The sequence below is a fragment of the Mesomycoplasma lagogenitalium genome, assembly GCF_029854295.1.
Lineage (GTDB): Bacteria > Bacillota_I > Bacilli_A > Mycoplasmatales > Metamycoplasmataceae > Mesomycoplasma_A > Mesomycoplasma_A lagogenitalium.
The window spans coordinates 51,835-71,665 of the sequence record NZ_CP122979.1 but is presented as its reverse complement, the minus strand read 5'-3'; the positions used below and the strand labels follow the sequence as shown (position 1 = coordinate 71,665).

The following is a 19,831-nucleotide window of genomic DNA, read 5'->3' as shown; positions in this document are numbered from 1 at the left end:
CCATATTATTTTTTTGTCGCCAAAAGTGATATAATTGTCGGGGAAGATAAGATGAAAATTATTGATTATTTAAAAATAATAAATGAAAAGATTTCCTTTTCATTTTTAGATATTATTACAAAAATTTACGAATTTAAAGGGAAACAAGATTTATACATAAAAAATCATTTGGATATTTTAGAAAATATGATGAACGTTGCTAAAATTCAAAGTGTTAAATCTTCAAATGCCTTAGAAGGAATTTACACAAGTGATAGTCGTTTAAATGAATTGATTAATAATTCTGATACTAATTTAAAAAATCGAAACGAAAGAGAAATTGCAGGATATAAAATAGTATTAGAAATAATTCACGAAAACTATGAATTTATTGAGTTTAATAAAAAAAATATTTTATGACTACATAATAAACTTTATGAATTTTCACAAATTCAACATAAAGGCAAATTTAAAAAAACAGAAAATTTAATTTTAGAAATTGATGAAAATCAAAATAAAAAAATTAGATTTGAGCCAGTTAAAAGCTATGAAGTGGAAAAATATATTGACCAAATGATTATCCAATATCAAATTGCTAAAAAAGAAAAGATTCCTCCTTTAATATTAATTCCAATTGTTATTTTAGATTTTTTATGCATTCACCCTTTTGAAGATGGAAATGGCAGATTAAGTAGATTATTAACTTTACTTTTACTTTATCAAAATGGTTTTGATGTAGGTAAATATATAAGTATTGAAATGCTGATTGAAAAATCTAAAGATTTTTATTATGATGCATTAAAAAAATCTAGTGACAATTGACATCAAAACCAAAACAATCCTTTTATATTTGTCGAATATTTATTAACAGTAATTTTAAATGCTTATCAAGAATGTGAATCTAGATTTAAATTAATTAGTGAAATTAATAAATCAAAAGAAGAAACAATATTAAATATTATTGAAAATTCTGTTTTTCCGATTTCTAAAAGCCAAATCAAAGAAAAAATATATAATTTATCATTAAGAACTATTGAAAGATATTTAAAAAAATTAGTTGATGATGAAAAAATTATTTCAATTAATAAAGGAAGAAATACTAAATATTTAATAAAATAATAATAAAAAACCTTGAAAACCAAGGTTTTAATAATAATTTTATACAATTTATTTTCTGTTTTTTGTTTTTAGCATGAAAGTAAATTGTCCAGAATAAATAATTAGCGATATTGTTTGTCAAACAAATGTAGAAATTGTTGCAGCAATCGATCATTTAAAAATAGTTTCAGTTTCTTTTAAACCATTTTTTAATGCATCTTCAAGCGACACTAATGTTTTTGTTACATCAGCAGGTCCGTTATAACGATTTACAATAATGAAAATTCAATATAAATTTCACATTACATTATTTAAAACAAAAATAAATGACATTCCTTTGCTCATTCCAGAAAAATCTTTTGTTTTAAACTGATGAGCAACAACGGGAATAAATGCAAATGTTGTTAACATTGGAGTTACAATTGCAAGAAATGGAGTAATAATTTCTCCAGCAGTTGTTCCGTAACTTAAATTAAGTGAAAGACCTAATATTCCCAATAAACAGAAAACTAGCATTGTGACAAATGAAGAAATTTGACCAATTGTTTTTTCTCTTTTATTTAATCTTTTATCAAACTGATAAGTTGCAATCATCATTATGTTGTAAGTAAATACTGAAATAATATTAGCAATTGCTATTGGAATTAATTTTGTGCCGTCTTGATAACAACCAAAAATAATTCATAAACAGCAACCGATATAAAATATTCAATATGAAATATAATTAACATTTCCTGTTTTTTTCTCTTTTAAAATAGAAATTAACTGTGGAATACCTAATGATGCTGTGATTAAACAAGCAATTATTCCAAAAATAATGGAAAGAATTGCTGAAGAAAAAGTTATATTATCGCTATTATTTAGTGTAAAAAAATTAAATATATCCATGTATTAATTATATATTAATAATTATTTTTAGTAAATATTATTTAATTTATTGTTTGTAATTTAAATTACTTTTATAGTTTATTTTTCTTTATTTTTGTATTTTTTAATATGTTTATATAACTTATTTTTTAAAAAAGAAAAAAAATTTCCTTTTATAGGAAAACTTTTATTAAATTACTAATAAATTTAAAATTGTGATAAAGTAGCATTGATTTTACCTTCAAATTTAATTGTTGATTCAATTTTAATTTTAACTCATTGTCCAACTTGAAATTTGTGTTTTTGATTTTCTAAAAATAATTCTTTATCATCTACTAAATAATTTTCTCCAGGTAAACTAGAAATATGAATTAATGCACTTGCGCCTGTATTTAATTCAACAAATAGTCCAAATTTTTTAACCGAAACAATTTGTGCATCGAATTCTTGATTGATTTTATTTTCGTAAAACTCAGCAACTTTAATCGCAAATACTTCTCTTTCTAAAGCTAATGCACCTTGCTCACTTAAAGAATTTTGCATTGCTATTTCTGCTAATTCTTTTTTAAAATAATCTAATTTATCCATTTTATTTAGAAAAACGAATTCTCTTAACAACCTATGGACAATTAAATCTGGATACCTTCTTATTGGACTAGTAAAATGAGTATAATACTCTGAAGCTAATCCAAAATGCCCAACATTGACATCTGAATAAATTGCCTTTTGCATCGTTCTTAGTAAATTAATTTTAATAAAATTATCAAAATTTATTTCTTTTACTTTTTCAATTGCGTTTGCAAAATCAACAGGATTTTCAGATATAGGAACCTTAACATTAATATTTAATAATTTTAAAATGCTGTTTAAATTTTCAATTTTTTCAATTTCCGGTACTGGATGAATTCGATAAATTGATGGTAATTTCTTTTTATACATAAATTCCGCTATATTTTCATTAGCCCTAACCATGAAATCTTCAATCATATTTTCACTAACATTTCTCTCTCTTAAAACGATGTCAATTGTTTTTCCGTTTTCATCTAAAACGACTTTAGATTCATCAAATTCAAAATCAATAAATCCTTGTTTTTTCTTGTATTGTCTAATTATTTCTGTTAATTCATAAGCATTTTTTAATAAATTAGAAATATTAGTATCAAATTGTTTTTCATTATTATAAAACTTATTAACTTCTTTATATGTTAATCGTTGATATGAATTAATAATAGAAGGATAAAATTTTACTCATTCATTTTCTCCTTGAGAATTGATTTCACATTCCATTGTTAATGTAAAACGATCAACATTAGGATTTAAAGAACATATTCCATTCGATAATTCAAATGGTAACATTGGAATAACTCTATCAGCTAAATAAACTGAAGTCCCTCTTAATTTTGCTTCTTCATCAATTGGATCATTTTCTTTTACGTAATAACTTACATCAGCAATATGCACAGCTAAAATGAAATTGCCATTTTCTGTTTTTTTCACGCTGATAGCATCATCGAAATCTTTAGTATCATCTCCATCGATAGTCACAATAATTTCATTTCTTAAATCAACACGATTTTCTAAATTTTCATTTTCAATAGTTTGAGGAATTTGTTTGGCATATTCCAACACTTCAGATGAAAACACATGTGATCAAGATGATTTTTCAATTGTGATTTCAATATCTTTATAAGGTTCATCAATTTGACCGTGTTTAGATAATAATTCAATTTTAAATATCGGTTCTTTATATTCAATTATTTTAACTTTTACTACATCTTTATTATTTAATTGATATTTTTCTGCTCATCTAAATTTTCCGTTTATTTTTGAATCTAGAGGTTTAAAATCAAAATAACCATTATTTTCTTCTATAGTTCCAAAATAAATATTTTCTGCTCTTGAAACAATTTTATTAACAACTGCAAATTGACTACTTCTTTTTACATCATCAAAAATTGTAATTTCAACAGTGTCGCCATTAAGTGAATTATTAGTATAATTTTTAGGAATAAAATAAGAAATTTCTTCTGTTTCATCTACAAAACCAAACCCCTTTGGATTAATTTTTATTTGCCCAATAAGTGTTTTAATTTTTGGCAAGTAAAAATATTCAGAATTTTTTGTTTGAAACAGAAGATTTTTATTAACATTTTTTTTTAAAAATGAGGAAAAATTTTGATTTTCTTTTAAAGGAATATTAAAATGTTTAACAATATTTATAAAACTAGTTGTTTTATTGAGCACAAAATTTTGAATTTTTTCTATATTATATTCTTTCACTTAAAACAGCCTTATCAATAATGCTACAATCAACAAAATAAAACCCGATACAAACATTGTTCATTTTAAAATCTTTTTAAACCCTCTTTCTTTAGAAACTTTAAATAAATCTAAATCAGACGATCCAACTAATGCTCCTGAAAATCCGTTAGAATCCGGGGACATTAATAACGATACAACTAAAATTATTAACGAAACTAAAACTAATATAACAGTTAGTGCAATTTTCATATTTCTCCTTTAATATTATTAAATTATAAACAATTAATTAAAATAATTATAAAAATTGATACAATTAAAATTAAAAGGAGAAAATTATGAAAATTTTATTAGCAGGAACACCTGAGTTTTCAGTTCCGATTTTTGAACAAATAATTAAAAATTTTAATGTTGTTGCAATTGTTTCGCAACCAGATCGACCAGCAAACAGAGGCTATAAATTAGAAGCAACACCAACTAAAAAATTAGCTCAAAAATATCAAATACCAATTTTTCAACCAAATAAAATTTCCGAAATCAAAGATCAACTAAAAGAACTTGATTACGATATTATGGTTAGTGCAGCGTTTGGTCAATGAGTTCCAGATTCGATTTTAAATATAGCAAAAGTTGCTTCTGTTAATATTCATGGTTCCTTACTTCCTTTATATCGTGGCGCAGCCCCAATTCAGCATGCAATTTTAAATGGTGATAATAAAACTGGAATTACATTAATTTATATGGTAAAAGAAATGGATGCTGGAAATATGTTGGCAAAAGCTGAAATAGATATTTTAGAGGAAGATACCTCTAAGGAAATATTTCAGAAATTATCAATTTTAGCAAGCGAAAATATCGTGCAATGACTTAATGATTTATATCAAAATAAACTTATTGAAGAAAAACAAGATTCTTCTTTAGTAAAATTGGCTCCAAAAATAGATAAATCTTTTGCCCAAATTTTTGAAAGCGATAAGATTGTTGATGCTTATAGAAAAATTAAAGCACTCAATGACAATCCTGGTGCATTTTTCATTAATAAAGAAAATAAAAGAATTAAATTGTATCGTGCTTCACTGAATTTTGTTAAAAATGCTTTAATTTTAAAATTAAAAGATGGAATATTGTATGTTTATGAATATCAATATGAAGGTAAAAAAATTGTTAATGTAAAATAATATGAAAAATACCAAAATAATTTTTGTTTGTATAAAAATAAATTGTTTTGGTTTTTATTTTAAATAATAAATTAAATTATTTGTTAATTTCTTCTGTATCTATAAGAGAATTTCAATTTTCTATACTTTTATTTATTTCTTTAAATAAAATCCTTTTTCTATCAATTTTGTTGGATAAATAGGAGAAAATAACGTCTGATAAAGCAAATGCAGAAATTTTAGAACCGATTGCTCCAATTCGATAATTTTGATTAATAGAATCTAAAAATAAAACATTTTTTGGTTGGTAATTATCAATTAACATTTTGCTTTTTGTTCATACTGAGTAAATTACTTTATTTTCATTTAAAAAATTTAAAATATTTTTTACTTCCAACGTTTTAAGAGAACGAGAAATGATTGTAATATGCATTTTATCTTTTATAATATTAGTAAATGAATAAAATTCATGAATATCGTCAATAAAAATGGCATTAAAGCCGATTTTTCTTAAATTTGTTGCTAAATATTTAGCAACTAATGCCGATTCACCTTTTGCAAAGAAAATATTTAATTTATGATATTTAATAATTGTATCGATATAATTAGTTATAGATTTTTGATTTTCCACATTTTCAAATGTTTTTTCAATTGCATAAAAATAGTGCGATCTAATATTTTGGACAACTTCTTTTAATGATAAATTTCCCTTCTCTTTAACATCTAAATCGTATAATTTTAAAAATTGATATCTTTGTGAAATGTAAATTTGTAAATCATTAAAGGATTCAAAACCGAGTTTTAAAGCAAATCTTGAAATCGTGGATTGGCTTACTTTAATTTTTGAAGATAGCGAAACTGAATTTTGTTTTAAAAAATCTTCTGTTTCGCTTTGAATGAAATTTAAAATTTTTTGATATGAACTAGTTATTTTAATTTTATTTAAAATTGAATTTTCAATTATTTGATTTTTAAACATATTTAAATTATATAAAAAAAATCAGCATCGTCATTAATGCTGATTTTAGTTTATAATTCTTTACCGATATTTGAAACAATTTCATTATTTAATGCTTCTACTTCTACACCAATAATTGCTTGATAGGAATTATCTGATATTTTAACAACCCCCATTGCTCCCGCTTGTTTTATTAGTTTTTCATCTACTTTAGAACCGTCTTTTACTATGTATCTTAAACGAGTTGAACAATTATTATATTCTATAATATTGTTTCATCCTCCAAATCCTTTAACTATTTTTCGCGCCTTTAAAGATAGTGAATTGATCTGATTATTAGTTTCTTTTACTTTTACTTCATTAACCTTTTCTTCTTCAGAAATTTTTCCTTTTCCTCTACCTGGAGTGTTTAAGTTTAATTTTTTAATTAATAAAACACTAATTGAAAAGTATGTTGCTGCAGTAAATGCTCCAATTACAATTATTCATCCTGGATTAGCAAATACTTTATGTGCTCCTGTAAATCCTGAATCATTAATAATTGCAAGAGATTTTGAAATACTTAGAATATAATCCATTAATCCTGCTGAAAATCCAAATCCCAATTGGATTCCAAATGCTCCAGTTATAAATGAAAATACTCCTGTTAAAATCGCATGAACTAAATATAATAATGGTGATGCATATAAAAATGCAAATTCAACAGGTTCGGTTATTCCTGAAAGGAAGCTTACCAATGCTGAAGATCCTAAAAGTGCAATAACTCTAATTTTTTGTTCTTTGTTTTCCGCTGTAAAAACAAAAGCTGCAACTAACGCTGGAATTCCAAACATCATCATTGGGAAAAATCCTGCTTGGAATAACCCACCCGGATTATTTTTAGCAACCCCTGATAAAAAGATATTAATATCTCCTACCACTACATCAGTTGGTAATCCCCCTGCTTTAGGAAATTCTCCTAATTGGAATCAGAAAATATTATTTGGAATATGATGTAAACCGAATGGGATTAAAAGTCTGTTTAAAAACCCGTAAACCCCCATTATGGACGCTCTGGTAAATCTAACACCCAATGTGTATTCAGCATTAGGTGAAGTAGCATCAGATAAACTTTTAGATAATTGGAAAATAGCAAATGCTATTCAAGGAAAGATTATTGCATAAATAACTGAGAAAACAAATGCAAAAACTATTGCAAGTGCAGGAATTAATCTTTTTCCAGAGAAAAATCCTAAAATTTTTGGCAATTCTACATTGCTGGTTTTATTGTAAATTCACGCAACTATTGCACCTACAATAATTCCTGTTAAAACATTTTCCCCTAAAATGGCATTGATTTTCGAACCGAAAATCGCTTCAAAACCAAGTGTTATAGTTCCGTTTGAATTAACAGTTGAATAACCTAAATCAACCGTTGAATAAATGCTCGAACTCATTATCGGAACTAATTTTGCAACGATTATAATTGCTATAGCACCAGCAAATGCTGCTTCTCCCCGTCTTTCTTTTGTAAATCCGAAAGCAAGACCTATTGTAAATAATAAATATAAATGACCAAAAACTAAATCACCTGAAAAAGTAACCGTTTTTTGAATAAATGCTGAAAACGTTGTATTAGTAGGAACATCAGCTCCTATTCTTAATAAAATTGCAGCTACAGGTAAAATCGCTATAGGGAACATTAAAGTTGTTCCAATTTTTCCTAATTGTTGCATCATTGTATTTAAAAATAATTTAAATTTACTTTGCTTTAATGTGTTCATTATTTTTTACTCCCTTTACCTTTTTTCAATAAAAAACCATGAACAACAACCGTTGATATAATGGCGGCAAAAAATACTAAAACAAAGACTAAAACAAATCCAGCTATAATATTCGCTCTTAAATTAACAGCATCTAAATTTGCTCCATCAACTTTGTAAAGAGTTAATAACATTACTACTGTTACAAGCAAAATTGAAAAGAGAATTCAAAGCACTATATAAAATCATTTTTCTTTTCTAATATTTGAAAAATTTATTTGTTTGATAAATGACATCTTTCTCCTTTTTAATGTCTTTTTGAGTAAAAAACTTTTTATCTACCCACTAAAATTTTCTTATTATTTTAAATAATTTTAATAATTTGAATATTTAATTCATTTTTAACTTTAAAAAAAATAATTAATTAGCTATTAAATGTAAAAAATGAATTAAATATTCATAAATTTTTATTTTTATAAAAAATAAATTAAAATGATAATGAATTGAGGTTATATGGAATATACAATTAAAGATGTTACGATTATTAATCCTAATAATACAATAGATAATGCAGATATTACTATTAAAGGTAATAAAATTGCTAGTATAACAATCAAAAAGGGAATGGGAAATAAGTTTTTAATTCCAGGATTTGTAGATCTCCATATTCACGGAATTAAAAATAATGATGTTATGGATGGAGAAAAAGCAGTAATAAATATCTCTAAAAATTTAGCTAAATTAGGAACAACATCTTTTATGCCAACATTGATGACTAATTCTTGAAAAAAAATTATCGAATCATTAAATCAAGTATCAAAAATAAAACAATGAAAATCACGATTTTTAGGAATTCACATAGAAGGACCTTTTATAGACGAAACTAAAAAAGGGGCACACAAAAAAGAATTTTTACTAAAGGCAACAAAAAAAAGAATTGATCAGTTAATTGAAGCATCTGATTTTAAATTAAAAAGAATTTCGTTTGATCCTAAAATGGTGAATTTACAGACATTTAGCTATTTAAAAAATGAATTAAATGTTTATGGATCAATAGGACACAGTGATGCTAATTTTAAAATGGCAAATCAATATTTTGAAAAAGGTTGTGACTCTGTTTGTCACTTATGAAATGCAATGTCTGGTGTCGATTCACGTAATCCAGGAATAGTGCAATCAGCATTATATAATCAAAATGTATTTGTAGAATTAATAATTGATTTTGTTCATATTTGCAAAGAAACTGTTGACTTTACAATTAAAATGAAAGGTGTTGATAATATTATTGCAATATCTGATGCCATTAAACCTGCTTATTATAAAAACGGCCTTTCTATCTCTGGCGATTTACAAGTTTATAAAAAAAATAAATTAATTAAAATCAATGGAACTGATACAATCGCAGGATCTGCAATTGTAATTTATGATGCCTTTTTAAATTTGCTTAAATCAAATTATTCTTTAAACGATGCTGTAAAAATGACTTCATATAATGCAATTAGATATTTAAATATTAAAAATTTAGGAATAATTGAAAAGGATTATTTAGCTGATTTTTTGATATTAAATAAAAAAAATTATAAAATAGAAAAGGTTTTTTTTAACGGAAAGAGAGTTAAATAATGAAATTAATAATTGAAAAAAATGAAGATTCAGTTGCTCAAGTGGCTGCTGATATTATTAAAAAAGAAATTTTAAATAATAAAAAAATGAACATTTGTTTTGCTACAGGAAATAGTCCACTAAAAACATATAATAATTTAATAAAAATGTATGAAAATAAAGAAATTTCTTTTAAAAACATAACTTCATTTAATTTAGATGAATATGTAGGAATATCTAAAGAAAACCCTTGTTCTTATCATTATTTTATGCATCAAAATTTATTTAATAAAATTGATATTAATCCTAAAAATATTAATTTACCTAACGGTAATGGAGATATTAAAAAAAATGGACAAGAATACGAAAAATTAATTGTACAAAAAGGTGGAATTGATTTGATGATTTTAGGAATTGGTGTTAATGGGCATATTGCTTTTAATGAACCAGGATCGAAATTAGAATCAAGAACTAGAGAAATTGAATTAACAGAAAGTACTATTGAAGCAAATAAAATTTATTTTAAAAATAAAGATGAAGTTCCTAAAACTGCAATTTCAATGGGATTGGCAACGATATTGGAAGCTAAAAAAATTATTTTAATTGCTACAGGTCAATCAAAATCTCAAGCGATTTTTAATACAATTCACGGAGAAATAACAGAAAAAAATCCTGCCAGTTTTTTAAATAAGCATAATGATGTAACCTTGATAATCGATGAAAAAGCAGCTAAATTACTTAAAAATTAATTAAAAATATAAAAATACCACTTAAAAGGTGGTTTTATTTTATGTTTTTAATTGTTTTTACTGAAAAATAAGTCAATATCATTATTAATCGTTTATTTTAATCCATAAAATTTTTAATATTTTTTTAATAAAAATAAAAATAGTTTTATAATATAAATGTTTAAATTTAAAGATATTTTAAGTTTAAGAGAAAGGAAAAATGGCACTTTTAAATAATAATGAATCCAAAACTGATTTGCAACAAGGTTTAACATCCTCTGAAGCAAAAAAACGTTTGGAAAAATATGGATTAAATACAATAAAAGCTAATAAAAAGGACAATATCTTTCTTGTGTTTTTAAAGCAATTTAAAGACTTCATGATAATTTTGCTTTTAATTGCAACCGTCTTTTCTTATTCGGTCGCTATTTACGAATATGTTGCTCATTCGGATCGTGATCAAAAAGAAATTATTATTAGCTTTATAGAACCTACAATAATTTTAATTGTAGTCGTCCTTAATAGTATGCTTGGAACATATCAAGAAATCAAAAGTAATCAAGCCGTAAGGGCGCTTGAAAATAGCAACAAATTAAATGCCAAAGTAATCAGAGACGGAATTTTACAAATTATTCCCGCCGAAGAAGTTGTAATAGGGGATTTAATTGTTGTTGAAGCTGGTGATAGTATTCCTGCTGATGCTAAAATAATTGAAAGTTTTAGTTTTAATGTTGTAGAATCGGCGCTAACCGGAGAATCGCTTTCTGTTGAAAAAAAACCATCTAGTGAAGATTTAAAACATTTACCTCTTGGTGATCAAACTAATATGATTTTTTTAGGAACAAATGTTGTTAACGGAAGAGCAACAGCGATTGTTATTGCCACCGAAAAAGATACAGAAATGGGTAAAATTAACAAATCTATTCAAGAACAAACAGTTAATTTAACACCATTGCAAATAAAATTAGAAAAATTAAGTAAAATATTTGGAATTTCAGGAGTTATTTTATTATTTGTAACTGCACTAGCTCAAATATTATTAACAAATGCTTTTTCAGGAAATTGAAGTTCTCCTGAATCATATTCAAATTCAATTGTTGTCGGAATTTCTCTAGCTATTGCCGCTATACCAGAGGGATTAATAACATTTACAACTGTTTTACTGGCAATTGGTGTAGCTAAAATGACAAAAAGAAATGCAATTATAAAATCATTTCCAGCTATTGAAACTTTAGGTTCAACAAATATTATTTGTTCTGATAAAACAGGAACATTAACAGAAAACAAAATGACTGTTGTTGACTTTTATGATAATGAAAAGCCTGAATTAAAAGACAAATTCGAAAATTCAAAAGCATTATGAGCACTGGTAGGATGTTGTGATGCTTCAATTAATGTAAATGAAAAGGGAGAATTAGTAGAGGTTGGTGATCCAACTGAAACTGGAATTTTAAAATTCGGATTAAAACACAATATTTCTTCAGTTTCATTTTTTGAAAAATATAATAAAATTGCATCACTCCCATTTGATAGTGATAGAAAAATGATGTCAATTTTAGTAGGGGATGAAAAAGAAAAAATCCTCATTACTAAAGGTGCTCCTGATGTTATTTTTTCAAAATGTAATAACTACGATCAAAAATTTTCAAAAATTAATGAACAATGATCTAATAAAGCATATAGAGTAATTGCTGTTGCTTACAAAAAAATAGATCCGCTAAAAACTGATTTAAATTTTGAAGATGAAAATAACTTAACATTTTTAGGATTGGTTGCAATGATCGATCCGCCTCGTGAAACTGTAAAACAAAGCATCAAAGAAGCGCTAAGTGCAGGAATTAAACCTGTAATGATTACAGGCGACCACTTAACAACTGCTATTGCTATTGCTAAGTCATTAAACATTTATAAAGACGGAGATTTAGCAATTACAGGAACTGAATTAACTCAAATGGACGATAAAGAGTTGTTTGAAAAAATTAACAAAATAAGTGTTTATGCCAGAGTTAATCCGAGTGACAAATTAAGAATAGTAGAAGCATGACAATCACACAATCAAGTTGTAGCAATGACTGGTGATGGGGTTAATGATGCTCCAGCACTAAAACGAGCAGATATTGGATGTGCAATGGGAATTACGGGAACCGATGTTTCTAAACAAGCTGCTGACGTTATTTTAACTGATGATCGTTTTGATACAATTGTTAAAGCTGTTAAAACCGGTCGTGAAACTTTTGATAAAGTTAAAACAGTTATAATGAATCTTTTAGTTTCTTCAATTGCTGAAATATTAATAATGTTATTTGGTTTATTTATTTTCAGATTTGCATTTAACGATTCAATTGGAAACGACACAGAATTTCTTGTATTATCAGCATCTCAACTTTTATGAGTTAATTTACTAACCCATGGTTTACCGGCAATTGCTCTGGGAATCGTGGATAATGATGTTGATGTTATGTCTCGAAAACCATTTAGTAAAAAAGATAGTATTTTCGCTCATGGAATGGGTAAAAAATTAATTATTCAAAGTGTAATAATTTCACTACTTTCATTACTTTCTTACTTGATAGTTGCCTTAGTTGCTAAGCAGCAAGGAATTATTGGCGATTATTTTGTTAAATTAACTTCTACAGCCGCTTTTGTTACTTTAGGAATTTCAGCAAGTATTAATTCATTAAACTTAATGAGTAGTAGAAATATTATTTTATGTAAATTCAGCAAATACAAATGAGTATATTTAGCTTCCACATTTTCTTTAATTTGTGTACTATTGTCTGCTTTTGTACCAGGACTAAGAGATGTATTTAGAAATGCCGATATTAGTTTATTACAAGATTTAGGTATTTATAATCACATTTATTGAATTATTCCTATATTACTAGGATTTGGATTATTAATTTACTGTGAAATTGAAAAAATAATTTATTTAGTTAAAAAACATTTATTAAATAAATAATAGTTAATTAGTAAAATTTCCCTCTTATAGTAGAGGGTTTTTTATTATTTTAAATAAAAATGCCGCCTTAATTTAAGGTGGCAGAATTTTATTTTGCTTTTTAATTATTAAGCAATTTAAACATTTTTTTGTAAGAAATTAAATCAATTTCTTGTGGTCTAATATTTAATTTTAAATTTAATGAATTAAAAATTAACTCAATTTTATTTGAATCTAAAAATAATTTTAAATTGTTAATTAATGTTTTTCGTTTCATAGAAAAACACTTTTTAATAAATTCTAAAAATAAATTTATTTCCTTTTGTTTTAAATCTGGATAGAAACTAAATGTCACAATTGCTGAATTTACTTTCGGCTTAGGAACAAAACTATTAGGCAAAACGATAAATTCTTTTTTAACACTCGCTAGATACTGGCAAGAAATCGATAATTTTCCATAACTCGGAGTTTTTACTTTTGCTACAATTCGATCAGCAACTTCTTCTTGAACCATAATAGTTAATTTTGAAAAAGAATTAATATTTTCAAATATTTTAAAAAGAATTTTGCTAGTTATATAGTAAGGTAAATTAGCAACTACTGCTCATTTATTTTCAAAATTTAAATCAGTTTCTAAAAAATCTTGGTGAACTAAAGTAAAATTATCATTTATTATTGAAGAATTTAAAATTTCAATCATATCTTTATCAATTTCAAATGCCAATACACGGTTTGCTAAATTAACTAAATGAGTTGTTAAAGCTCCTTGACCAGGTCCGATTTCGATAACATCTTCATTTTCTATATTAGCAATTTTCAATATTTTATTAATAACATTTTTATCAACTAAAAAATTTTGACCCAAACTTTTTTTTGCTTTAATATTTTTATTTATCATTTAAACACCAAAAACTCTCATAACATTTTCCATAATTATTTTCTTCATTTTTTCTTTTTTTATCCCCTTAATTAATGCTATAGTTTCTACAACAAATGAAACATAATGAGAATGGTTAGTTTTAGATCTATACGGTTCAGGAGTTAAATACGGAGCATCAGTTTCACTGAATATTCTATCATTAGGAATCAGTTCAATAACTTTTCTAGTTTCAAAATTTTTTTTGAAAGTTATTACACCGGAAAAAGAAAAATAAACATTATTAAAACTTAAAAATTTTTCTGTTCATTTTAAATCACCTGAATATGAATGAAAAATAAATTTTATATCTTTATATTCAGTTTTATTTAAAATATTATAAATATCTTTATGAGCATCTCTAATATGTAAAATCACTGGTAAATTATATTTTTGAGCTAATTTAATTTGGGTTTCAAGTGCTAGAATTTGAAATTCGGGTTTAGCATTGGTTTCATAAAAATAATCTAATCCAATTTCTCCAATTGCAACAGCTTCTTTTTTTTCTAAAATTTTTTCAAGTTTATGAAAATCAAACGGCTCGTTTTTTATATTATTAGGATGAACTCCATAAACAGGAAAGACATTTTTATGTAATCTAAATTCTTTATCAATTTCAAATGTTTCATTTATATCAGTGGCAATAAAAAACATTTTTTCAATCCCGTTTATAAAATTGTTTTTTATTTCTTGATTTGGATTTAAATAATATTCTTTTAATGGATGAGCATGTAAATCCACTAAATCTTTTTCCAAAATTTCTGTTTTTAAAATATATTTTTTATATTTTCGTTCACCTTCAATAAATTCGCCTAAATAATTATAGTCAAATGCTTTGATAACTTTTTCTGAAGCAATATTATTAAAATCATGAGTAATAATTATTTCATCTAAATTATATGTATTTTTTGCATGTTTTAACATCGTTTCAAGAGCATAATTTGCTAATCCTCTTCGGCGAAACTTTTTGTTGGTTCAATAACCAATGTGCCCTACTTTTTTAATTAAATCATTATTTTCATCTGCAACTCGAATATTTACTCAAGCTAAAATTTCATCTATTTCATTGTCTAAATCAACTAAAAATAAAAATTCACCTTTAAGTGCATCTTCTTGCTCTCCTTTTTTGACTTTTTCCATCCATTTAAGCACTTGAGAAAAGTTTTGTTTAATATTTTCTATTTTTGAAAAATCTAAAAACCCTTCATCAAATTCGGTTTTAATAAAGTGATTTTTATATTTTTCAGTTAATTTTATAAATTTTAAATTAGCCATTTGTCTCCTTTTTTATAAAATATAATTATTTAGATTATAATTATAATAATAAATAACAATTCAATTTTACAACAAAAGGAGAAAAATGTCTAACACAGAAAGAAATGTGCTATTTGGAATGGAAAATTCTTTGAATTTAGCACAGAAAATATCAGAAAGAGTTAAATTACCATTAACACCAATTAAAAAAGAAGTGTTTGCAGATGGAGAAATTTTGTTAAGCTCCACAGAAACCGTTAGAAATTCTAATGTTTTTATTGTCGCAAGCACCCACACACCTGTTAATGACAATATTATGGAATTATTAATCTTTATTGATTCATTGAAAAGAGCAAGTGCAAAAGAAATAACAGTTATTTTATCATATTACGGATATGCAAGACAAGATAGAAAAGCAAAGGGAAGACAACCGATTGCCGCTAAATTAGTTGCTAATTTATTAGAAACAGCAGGGGCAACAAAAATAATTGCAGTTGATTTACATAATCCATCTATTCAAGGTTTTTTCAATATTCCGCTTGACGATTTGAGGGGACAATATGTTTTAGCTCGTAGATTAAGAGAAAAACATAAAGATTTTACAGTTGTTTCACCTGATCATGGTGGAGCAGTTAGAGCTAGAATTTTATCTGAATTAATTTCAGATTCTGTTAAAATCGCTATTATTGACAAAAGAAGAGTAGGAACTAATCAAATTGAAGTTTTAGGAATGATAGGTACAATCGATAGCGAACATGCGGTTTTGGTTGATGATATTATTGACACAGGTGGAACAATTTTAAATGCTGCTAAAATAGTTAAAGAACACGGAGCAAAAACCGTAACAATTGTAGCCACTCACGGAATATTTTCAAAAGGATTTGAAGCATTTGAGCAAAGCGAATATGTTGATAAGGTTATTATTTCCGATTCTATTGATAGAACACAATTACTTGAAAAATACACAAAATTAGAAGTGGTTTCTTTATGCGATTTCATTTCTCAAGTTATAATAGCTACAATAAATAGATCATCAGTTTCTGATATTTACAAAGGATTTAGAAATGACCTTTAAACAAAGGGTTAAAGAATTTATAAATAATGATTTAATTTTTTCTAAAATGGAAAAATATGTAAAATTGATTGAAGACAAAAATAAAGTTATGAATTTAACTGGCTTTAAAGATGATGTTCTTTGAGAAGAAGGAATTTATGAATCATTAATTTTTATGGATCGAAGTTTTACAAAACACATTAATGAAAAACAGAATTTAGTTTTAGATATCGGTGCAGGTGCGGGGTTTCCATCTGTGCCTTATTTAATTTACAATTCAAATATAAAATTAACAATATATGAGCCTATACAAAAAAGGGTTGATTTTTTAAATTTAGTTTCTAAAGAATTAAATTTAAATATAGAGGTACTTAAGATTAGAGCAGAAAAATCAATTGAATATGAAAAATTCGATTTTATTTGCGCTAGAGCTGTAACAGATTTGAAAAAATTAATCGAAATTACAAATCATTTAGGAAAAATTAATTCAGTTTTTTCCTTTTTAAAAGGTCCGAAAGTATTTCAAGAATGAGAAGAAGCAAAATGAATAATAGATCAGCTGCATATAGAAAATATACAAAATATTAAAATTGATACAAAAAATTTAAAAGAGAATTTTACTTTTTCTTTTGTTAAAAAGCTAAAAACTAAAGACGGTTTTCCCAGAAAATGAGAAAATATCGTAAAAAAATAGCTTTTTTTTTTTTTTCAATAACAATAAATTAAAAATAATATAATTGAAACATGAAAAAGAATAAATCTAAATTAAAATCACTTATTGTTTTATCCTCATTAACTTTACCAATTTATTTGGCATCCTGTTCTGCTACTGAAACTGAAAATATTAAAGATATTGTAAAAGAAAATGGAAATTCAGATAATAATAATTTAAATGAAAAAAATGATAAAAAATTAGAAGATAACAAAAAAAATCAGAATGATAAAAATCTTAATTTAAACAACGGTGCTAATAACGATTATGTCAGCGGAGAAAATAATTTAGAAATTGATAGTCCTGCAAAAAAAGAAGAAAATTTGTCTGAAAATAATTCAGATAATTTTGAATCACAAATTAATAATAAAGAAAATGAATTATCTATTAAAAACGACTTGGATAATTCTAATAAAACTAGTGATTTAAAATCAAATGAATCCGCTGAAAAATCACAAGAAAAAGATAAACGCACACAAGAGAACTCTAACAATAAATCTGATAAAAGCGATCAATCAATTAAAAATGAAACACCTAAAGATCCACAAGAAAATGTTCAATCTCAATCAAGTAATAGTGAAAATAATTTAGAAGATAAAAATATTCAAGATTCACAAATATTAACTGCCGAAAAAGATAATAATCAAGTAGAAAATATTGCTTCAGAAAATGGCGATAATTTAGAAAATAAAAATATAAGTTCTGTTGATGAATTTTATTTTCCTAAATATGAAGGAAATTATTTTGATAGCGACATTAACGATGATAAAACAATCGCTTTACCAGTTTTAAAAGATGTTGATAGTCAAAAAAGATTAAGAAAAGAGTATTTTAATTATTCTAATATTGTTCCTACAGGAATTTATTTAGAACCAGGGAAAAAATATTTAATTCAAATCGATCTGGATCATAAAATAGAAAATGGCGAAGTAACTATAATAGCAAGACAGGGTTCAAAAGCGGAGAAAAATACTTGAGATTCATTAAACTATGTTGAATGATATTTAAAAAAGGAAACAAATCAAATAGAATTTAATTTAATAAACAAAAAGGAAGGTCATTTAGTTTATTTAGAAAACACAAGTGGAAAGCCAGTTACAGCAACAATTAAAAACCTAAACAAGCAAGAAACTCCTTTTTCTACATTCCCTTTTTATATTTATAATCCTTCACAACCAGAAAAATTCTGAGACTATTTAAGTGAAATTCAAAATAATAAAAATCTTGCACAATCAACTTTTATGCAATTTAGCGACCCTGAAAGCGGGGGAATACAAGTTATTTGAAGTACCCAGCAATCGATTAATACATTTATTAATCAATTGAAATTAGATTCTAAACAAAAGGCAACTGATTACATTAAAACTTTTATGAGAGACATAAAAGAATGAGTTGATGAATTAAATAAATTCAATGGGTTAGATAAAAATGATCCAGTTGAAGCTCAAAGACCTACAAATTCACCTTTATTAATTCAAGCCACATTAAATATTAAAAAACCATCAATTTATTATGCTTCTAAAAAATATGTTCACTTGCCAGAAGATTTAGTATCTGAATACTTTAAAAATACATCCGCATTATATGGCTGAGTTGCCAACCATGAAAAAGGACATGTAATTGATAATACTTCAATAGTTGTTGTTGAAGTCACAAACAATATGTATGCATCATATGCTGGATATTTAAATATGAAAAAGGTTATTGCATCAGGTAATTACAACAAAGACAAAATAAAAGCAAATAATTTTGTTAGTTCAAAATATTGAGATGCAGAACCAAAACATTTTAATTATCTATCTTCTAAAATACAAGATCCTTCAACAAAAACACTTTTTGTTGAAGTGTCAGATGAAAATAAAACACCTTTTTATCCTGTATATGTATGATTTTTAACTTCACAATTTATGAATAAATATGATTATTCTAACTATGATTTTAATAATCAAAATGATGTTTTATTCACTAAAAAGGAAGTTGACAATATTAAAAAATTCGGAGTTTGAGGTACTTTACAAAGATTATTAAGAGATAGAGGTGAATTAAATAAATATGATAAAGAAAATTTATTTGATATCTTTTATCAAAATAATAAAATGAACAGATTGCCATTATTATATTCAATTGTAACTGGATTTGATTTTTCAGATGTATTTTCTAGATTTGGTCAGGAAAATATCGATCCAAGAATTGCTGCTTTTACAGCTAGATATCCTAAATTAGATAAAAAGATTGAATATTATAATGTAATGGGTGAAGTATATGATGAACTAAATTATCCTGAAATAGATCAATCGCTTAAACCAGAAATTACTTATTCTAGTGCAGTTGGAAATGGTGGTAAAAGTACTAAAAAAACACTTTTAAAAATTTCACTAAATAAAGATGTATTTAATTCTTTAATTGTTTATGAAATATATGTTGATGGAAAATTATATTTAATATCTAAGCCGAAAAATTCAATTGTAATTGATGGCGATATTTCAAATAAAAATATTACAGTTAAAGCATATGATTATAAATTAAATGAAAGTTCTATGAGTGAAATAGCAACAAAAAAATAAATA

General features: G+C 25.3%; 16 protein-coding genes. 8 read left to right on the top strand and 8 right to left on the bottom strand.

From position 1 onward, the window contains the following. Positions 1-51: 51 nt before the first annotated feature. Positions 52-1,098, top strand: a complete 1,047-nt coding sequence (locus tag QEG99_RS00310) for a Fic family protein (protein ID WP_280102020.1) — start codon at positions 52-54, stop codon at positions 1,096-1,098. Between the two features lie 48 nt (positions 1,099-1,146). Here QEG99_RS00310 and QEG99_RS00305 read toward each other — a convergent pair whose 3' ends face one another. The 3 genes from QEG99_RS00305 to secG all read right to left on the bottom strand — a co-directional run bounded on the left by QEG99_RS00305 (position 1,147) and on the right by secG (position 4,455). Further along, positions 1,147-1,965 (bottom strand): PQ-loop domain-containing transporter, encoded by an 819-nt coding sequence (locus QEG99_RS00305; RefSeq protein WP_280102019.1) that lies wholly within the window; start codon positions 1,963-1,965, stop codon positions 1,147-1,149. A gap of 186 nt (positions 1,966-2,151) precedes the next feature. Then, on the bottom strand, positions 2,152-4,224 hold the full coding sequence (gene rnr / locus QEG99_RS00300; RefSeq protein WP_280102018.1) for a ribonuclease R: 2,073 nt from the start codon (positions 4,222-4,224) through the stop codon (positions 2,152-2,154). Continuing rightward, complete coding sequence (gene secG / locus QEG99_RS00295; RefSeq protein WP_280102017.1) at positions 4,225-4,455, bottom strand: preprotein translocase subunit SecG; 231 nt, start codon at positions 4,453-4,455, stop codon at positions 4,225-4,227. 86 nt (positions 4,456-4,541) lie between these two features. Between secG and fmt the strand changes: the two genes are divergently transcribed. Continuing rightward, positions 4,542-5,381, top strand: a complete 840-nt coding sequence (fmt, locus tag QEG99_RS00290) for a methionyl-tRNA formyltransferase (RefSeq protein ID WP_280102016.1) — start codon at positions 4,542-4,544, stop codon at positions 5,379-5,381. Between the two features lie 76 nt (positions 5,382-5,457). On the opposite strand, the gene QEG99_RS00285 is transcribed toward fmt, so the two are convergent. From QEG99_RS00285 to QEG99_RS00275, 3 genes are read right to left on the bottom strand one after another with little or no spacing between them, the layout of a single operon-like run. Continuing rightward, positions 5,458-6,339 (bottom strand): MurR/RpiR family transcriptional regulator, encoded by an 882-nt coding sequence (locus QEG99_RS00285; protein WP_280102015.1) that lies wholly within the window; start codon positions 6,337-6,339, stop codon positions 5,458-5,460. 50 nt (positions 6,340-6,389) lie between these two features. Beyond that, the gene (locus QEG99_RS00280) at positions 6,390-8,084 is read right to left on the bottom strand and encodes a PTS transporter subunit EIIC (protein ID WP_416388966.1); all 1,695 of its coding nucleotides are present in this window, start codon (positions 8,082-8,084) and stop codon (positions 6,390-6,392) included. Continuing rightward, a complete protein-coding gene (locus tag QEG99_RS00275; protein ID WP_280102013.1) occupies positions 8,081-8,356 on the bottom strand; it encodes a hypothetical protein in 276 nt (91 codons plus the stop codon). Before QEG99_RS00275 ends, QEG99_RS00280 begins: the two co-directional genes overlap by 4 nt. A gap of 217 nt (positions 8,357-8,573) precedes the next feature. Here QEG99_RS00275 and QEG99_RS00270 point away from each other — a divergent pair, with 217 nt between their 5' ends. The 3 genes from QEG99_RS00270 (at position 8,574) to QEG99_RS00260 (ending at position 13,349) form a co-directional block, all read left to right on the top strand. Next, positions 8,574-9,683: an N-acetylglucosamine-6-phosphate deacetylase gene (locus tag QEG99_RS00270; protein ID WP_280102011.1), complete on the top strand. Its 1,110-nt coding sequence runs from the start codon at positions 8,574-8,576 to the stop codon at positions 9,681-9,683. Continuing rightward, the gene (gene nagB, locus QEG99_RS00265; RefSeq protein ID WP_280102010.1) at positions 9,683-10,411 is read left to right on the top strand and encodes a glucosamine-6-phosphate deaminase; all 729 of its coding nucleotides are present in this window, start codon (positions 9,683-9,685) and stop codon (positions 10,409-10,411) included. Before QEG99_RS00270 ends, nagB begins: the two co-directional genes overlap by 1 nt. A 199-nt stretch (positions 10,412-10,610) precedes the next feature. Then, a complete protein-coding gene (locus QEG99_RS00260) occupies positions 10,611-13,349 on the top strand; it encodes a cation-translocating P-type ATPase (protein WP_280102009.1) in 2,739 nt (912 codons plus the stop codon). Positions 13,350-13,449: 100 nt separating this feature from the next. On the opposite strand, the gene rsmA is transcribed toward QEG99_RS00260, so the two are convergent. Then, positions 13,450-14,226 carry a 16S rRNA (adenine(1518)-N(6)/adenine(1519)-N(6))-dimethyltransferase RsmA gene (gene rsmA, locus QEG99_RS00255; protein WP_280102008.1) on the bottom strand — a complete coding sequence of 259 codons (777 nt, stop codon included), beginning with the start codon at positions 14,224-14,226 and terminating at the stop codon, positions 13,450-13,452. Beyond that, on the bottom strand, positions 14,227-15,519 hold the full coding sequence (locus QEG99_RS00250; protein WP_280102007.1) for a TatD family hydrolase: 1,293 nt from the start codon (positions 15,517-15,519) through the stop codon (positions 14,227-14,229). It lies immediately after the preceding gene. 85 nt (positions 15,520-15,604) lie between these two features. On the opposite strand from QEG99_RS00250, the gene QEG99_RS00245 reads away from it, so the two are divergent. The 3 genes from QEG99_RS00245 to QEG99_RS00235 are packed head-to-tail and all read left to right on the top strand — an operon-like array spanning position 15,605 to position 19,828. Further along, entirely contained in the window at positions 15,605-16,573 is a 969-nt protein-coding gene (locus QEG99_RS00245; RefSeq protein ID WP_280102006.1) for a ribose-phosphate pyrophosphokinase, read from the top strand. Beyond that, the gene (gene rsmG, locus QEG99_RS00240; RefSeq protein WP_280102005.1) at positions 16,563-17,246 is read left to right on the top strand and encodes a 16S rRNA (guanine(527)-N(7))-methyltransferase RsmG; all 684 of its coding nucleotides are present in this window, start codon (positions 16,563-16,565) and stop codon (positions 17,244-17,246) included. Before QEG99_RS00245 ends, rsmG begins: the two co-directional genes overlap by 11 nt. Positions 17,247-17,296: 50 nt before the next feature. Then, on the top strand, positions 17,297-19,828 hold the full coding sequence (locus QEG99_RS00235; protein WP_280102004.1) for a hypothetical protein: 2,532 nt from the start codon (positions 17,297-17,299) through the stop codon (positions 19,826-19,828). Positions 19,829-19,831: the final 3 nt, after the last annotated feature.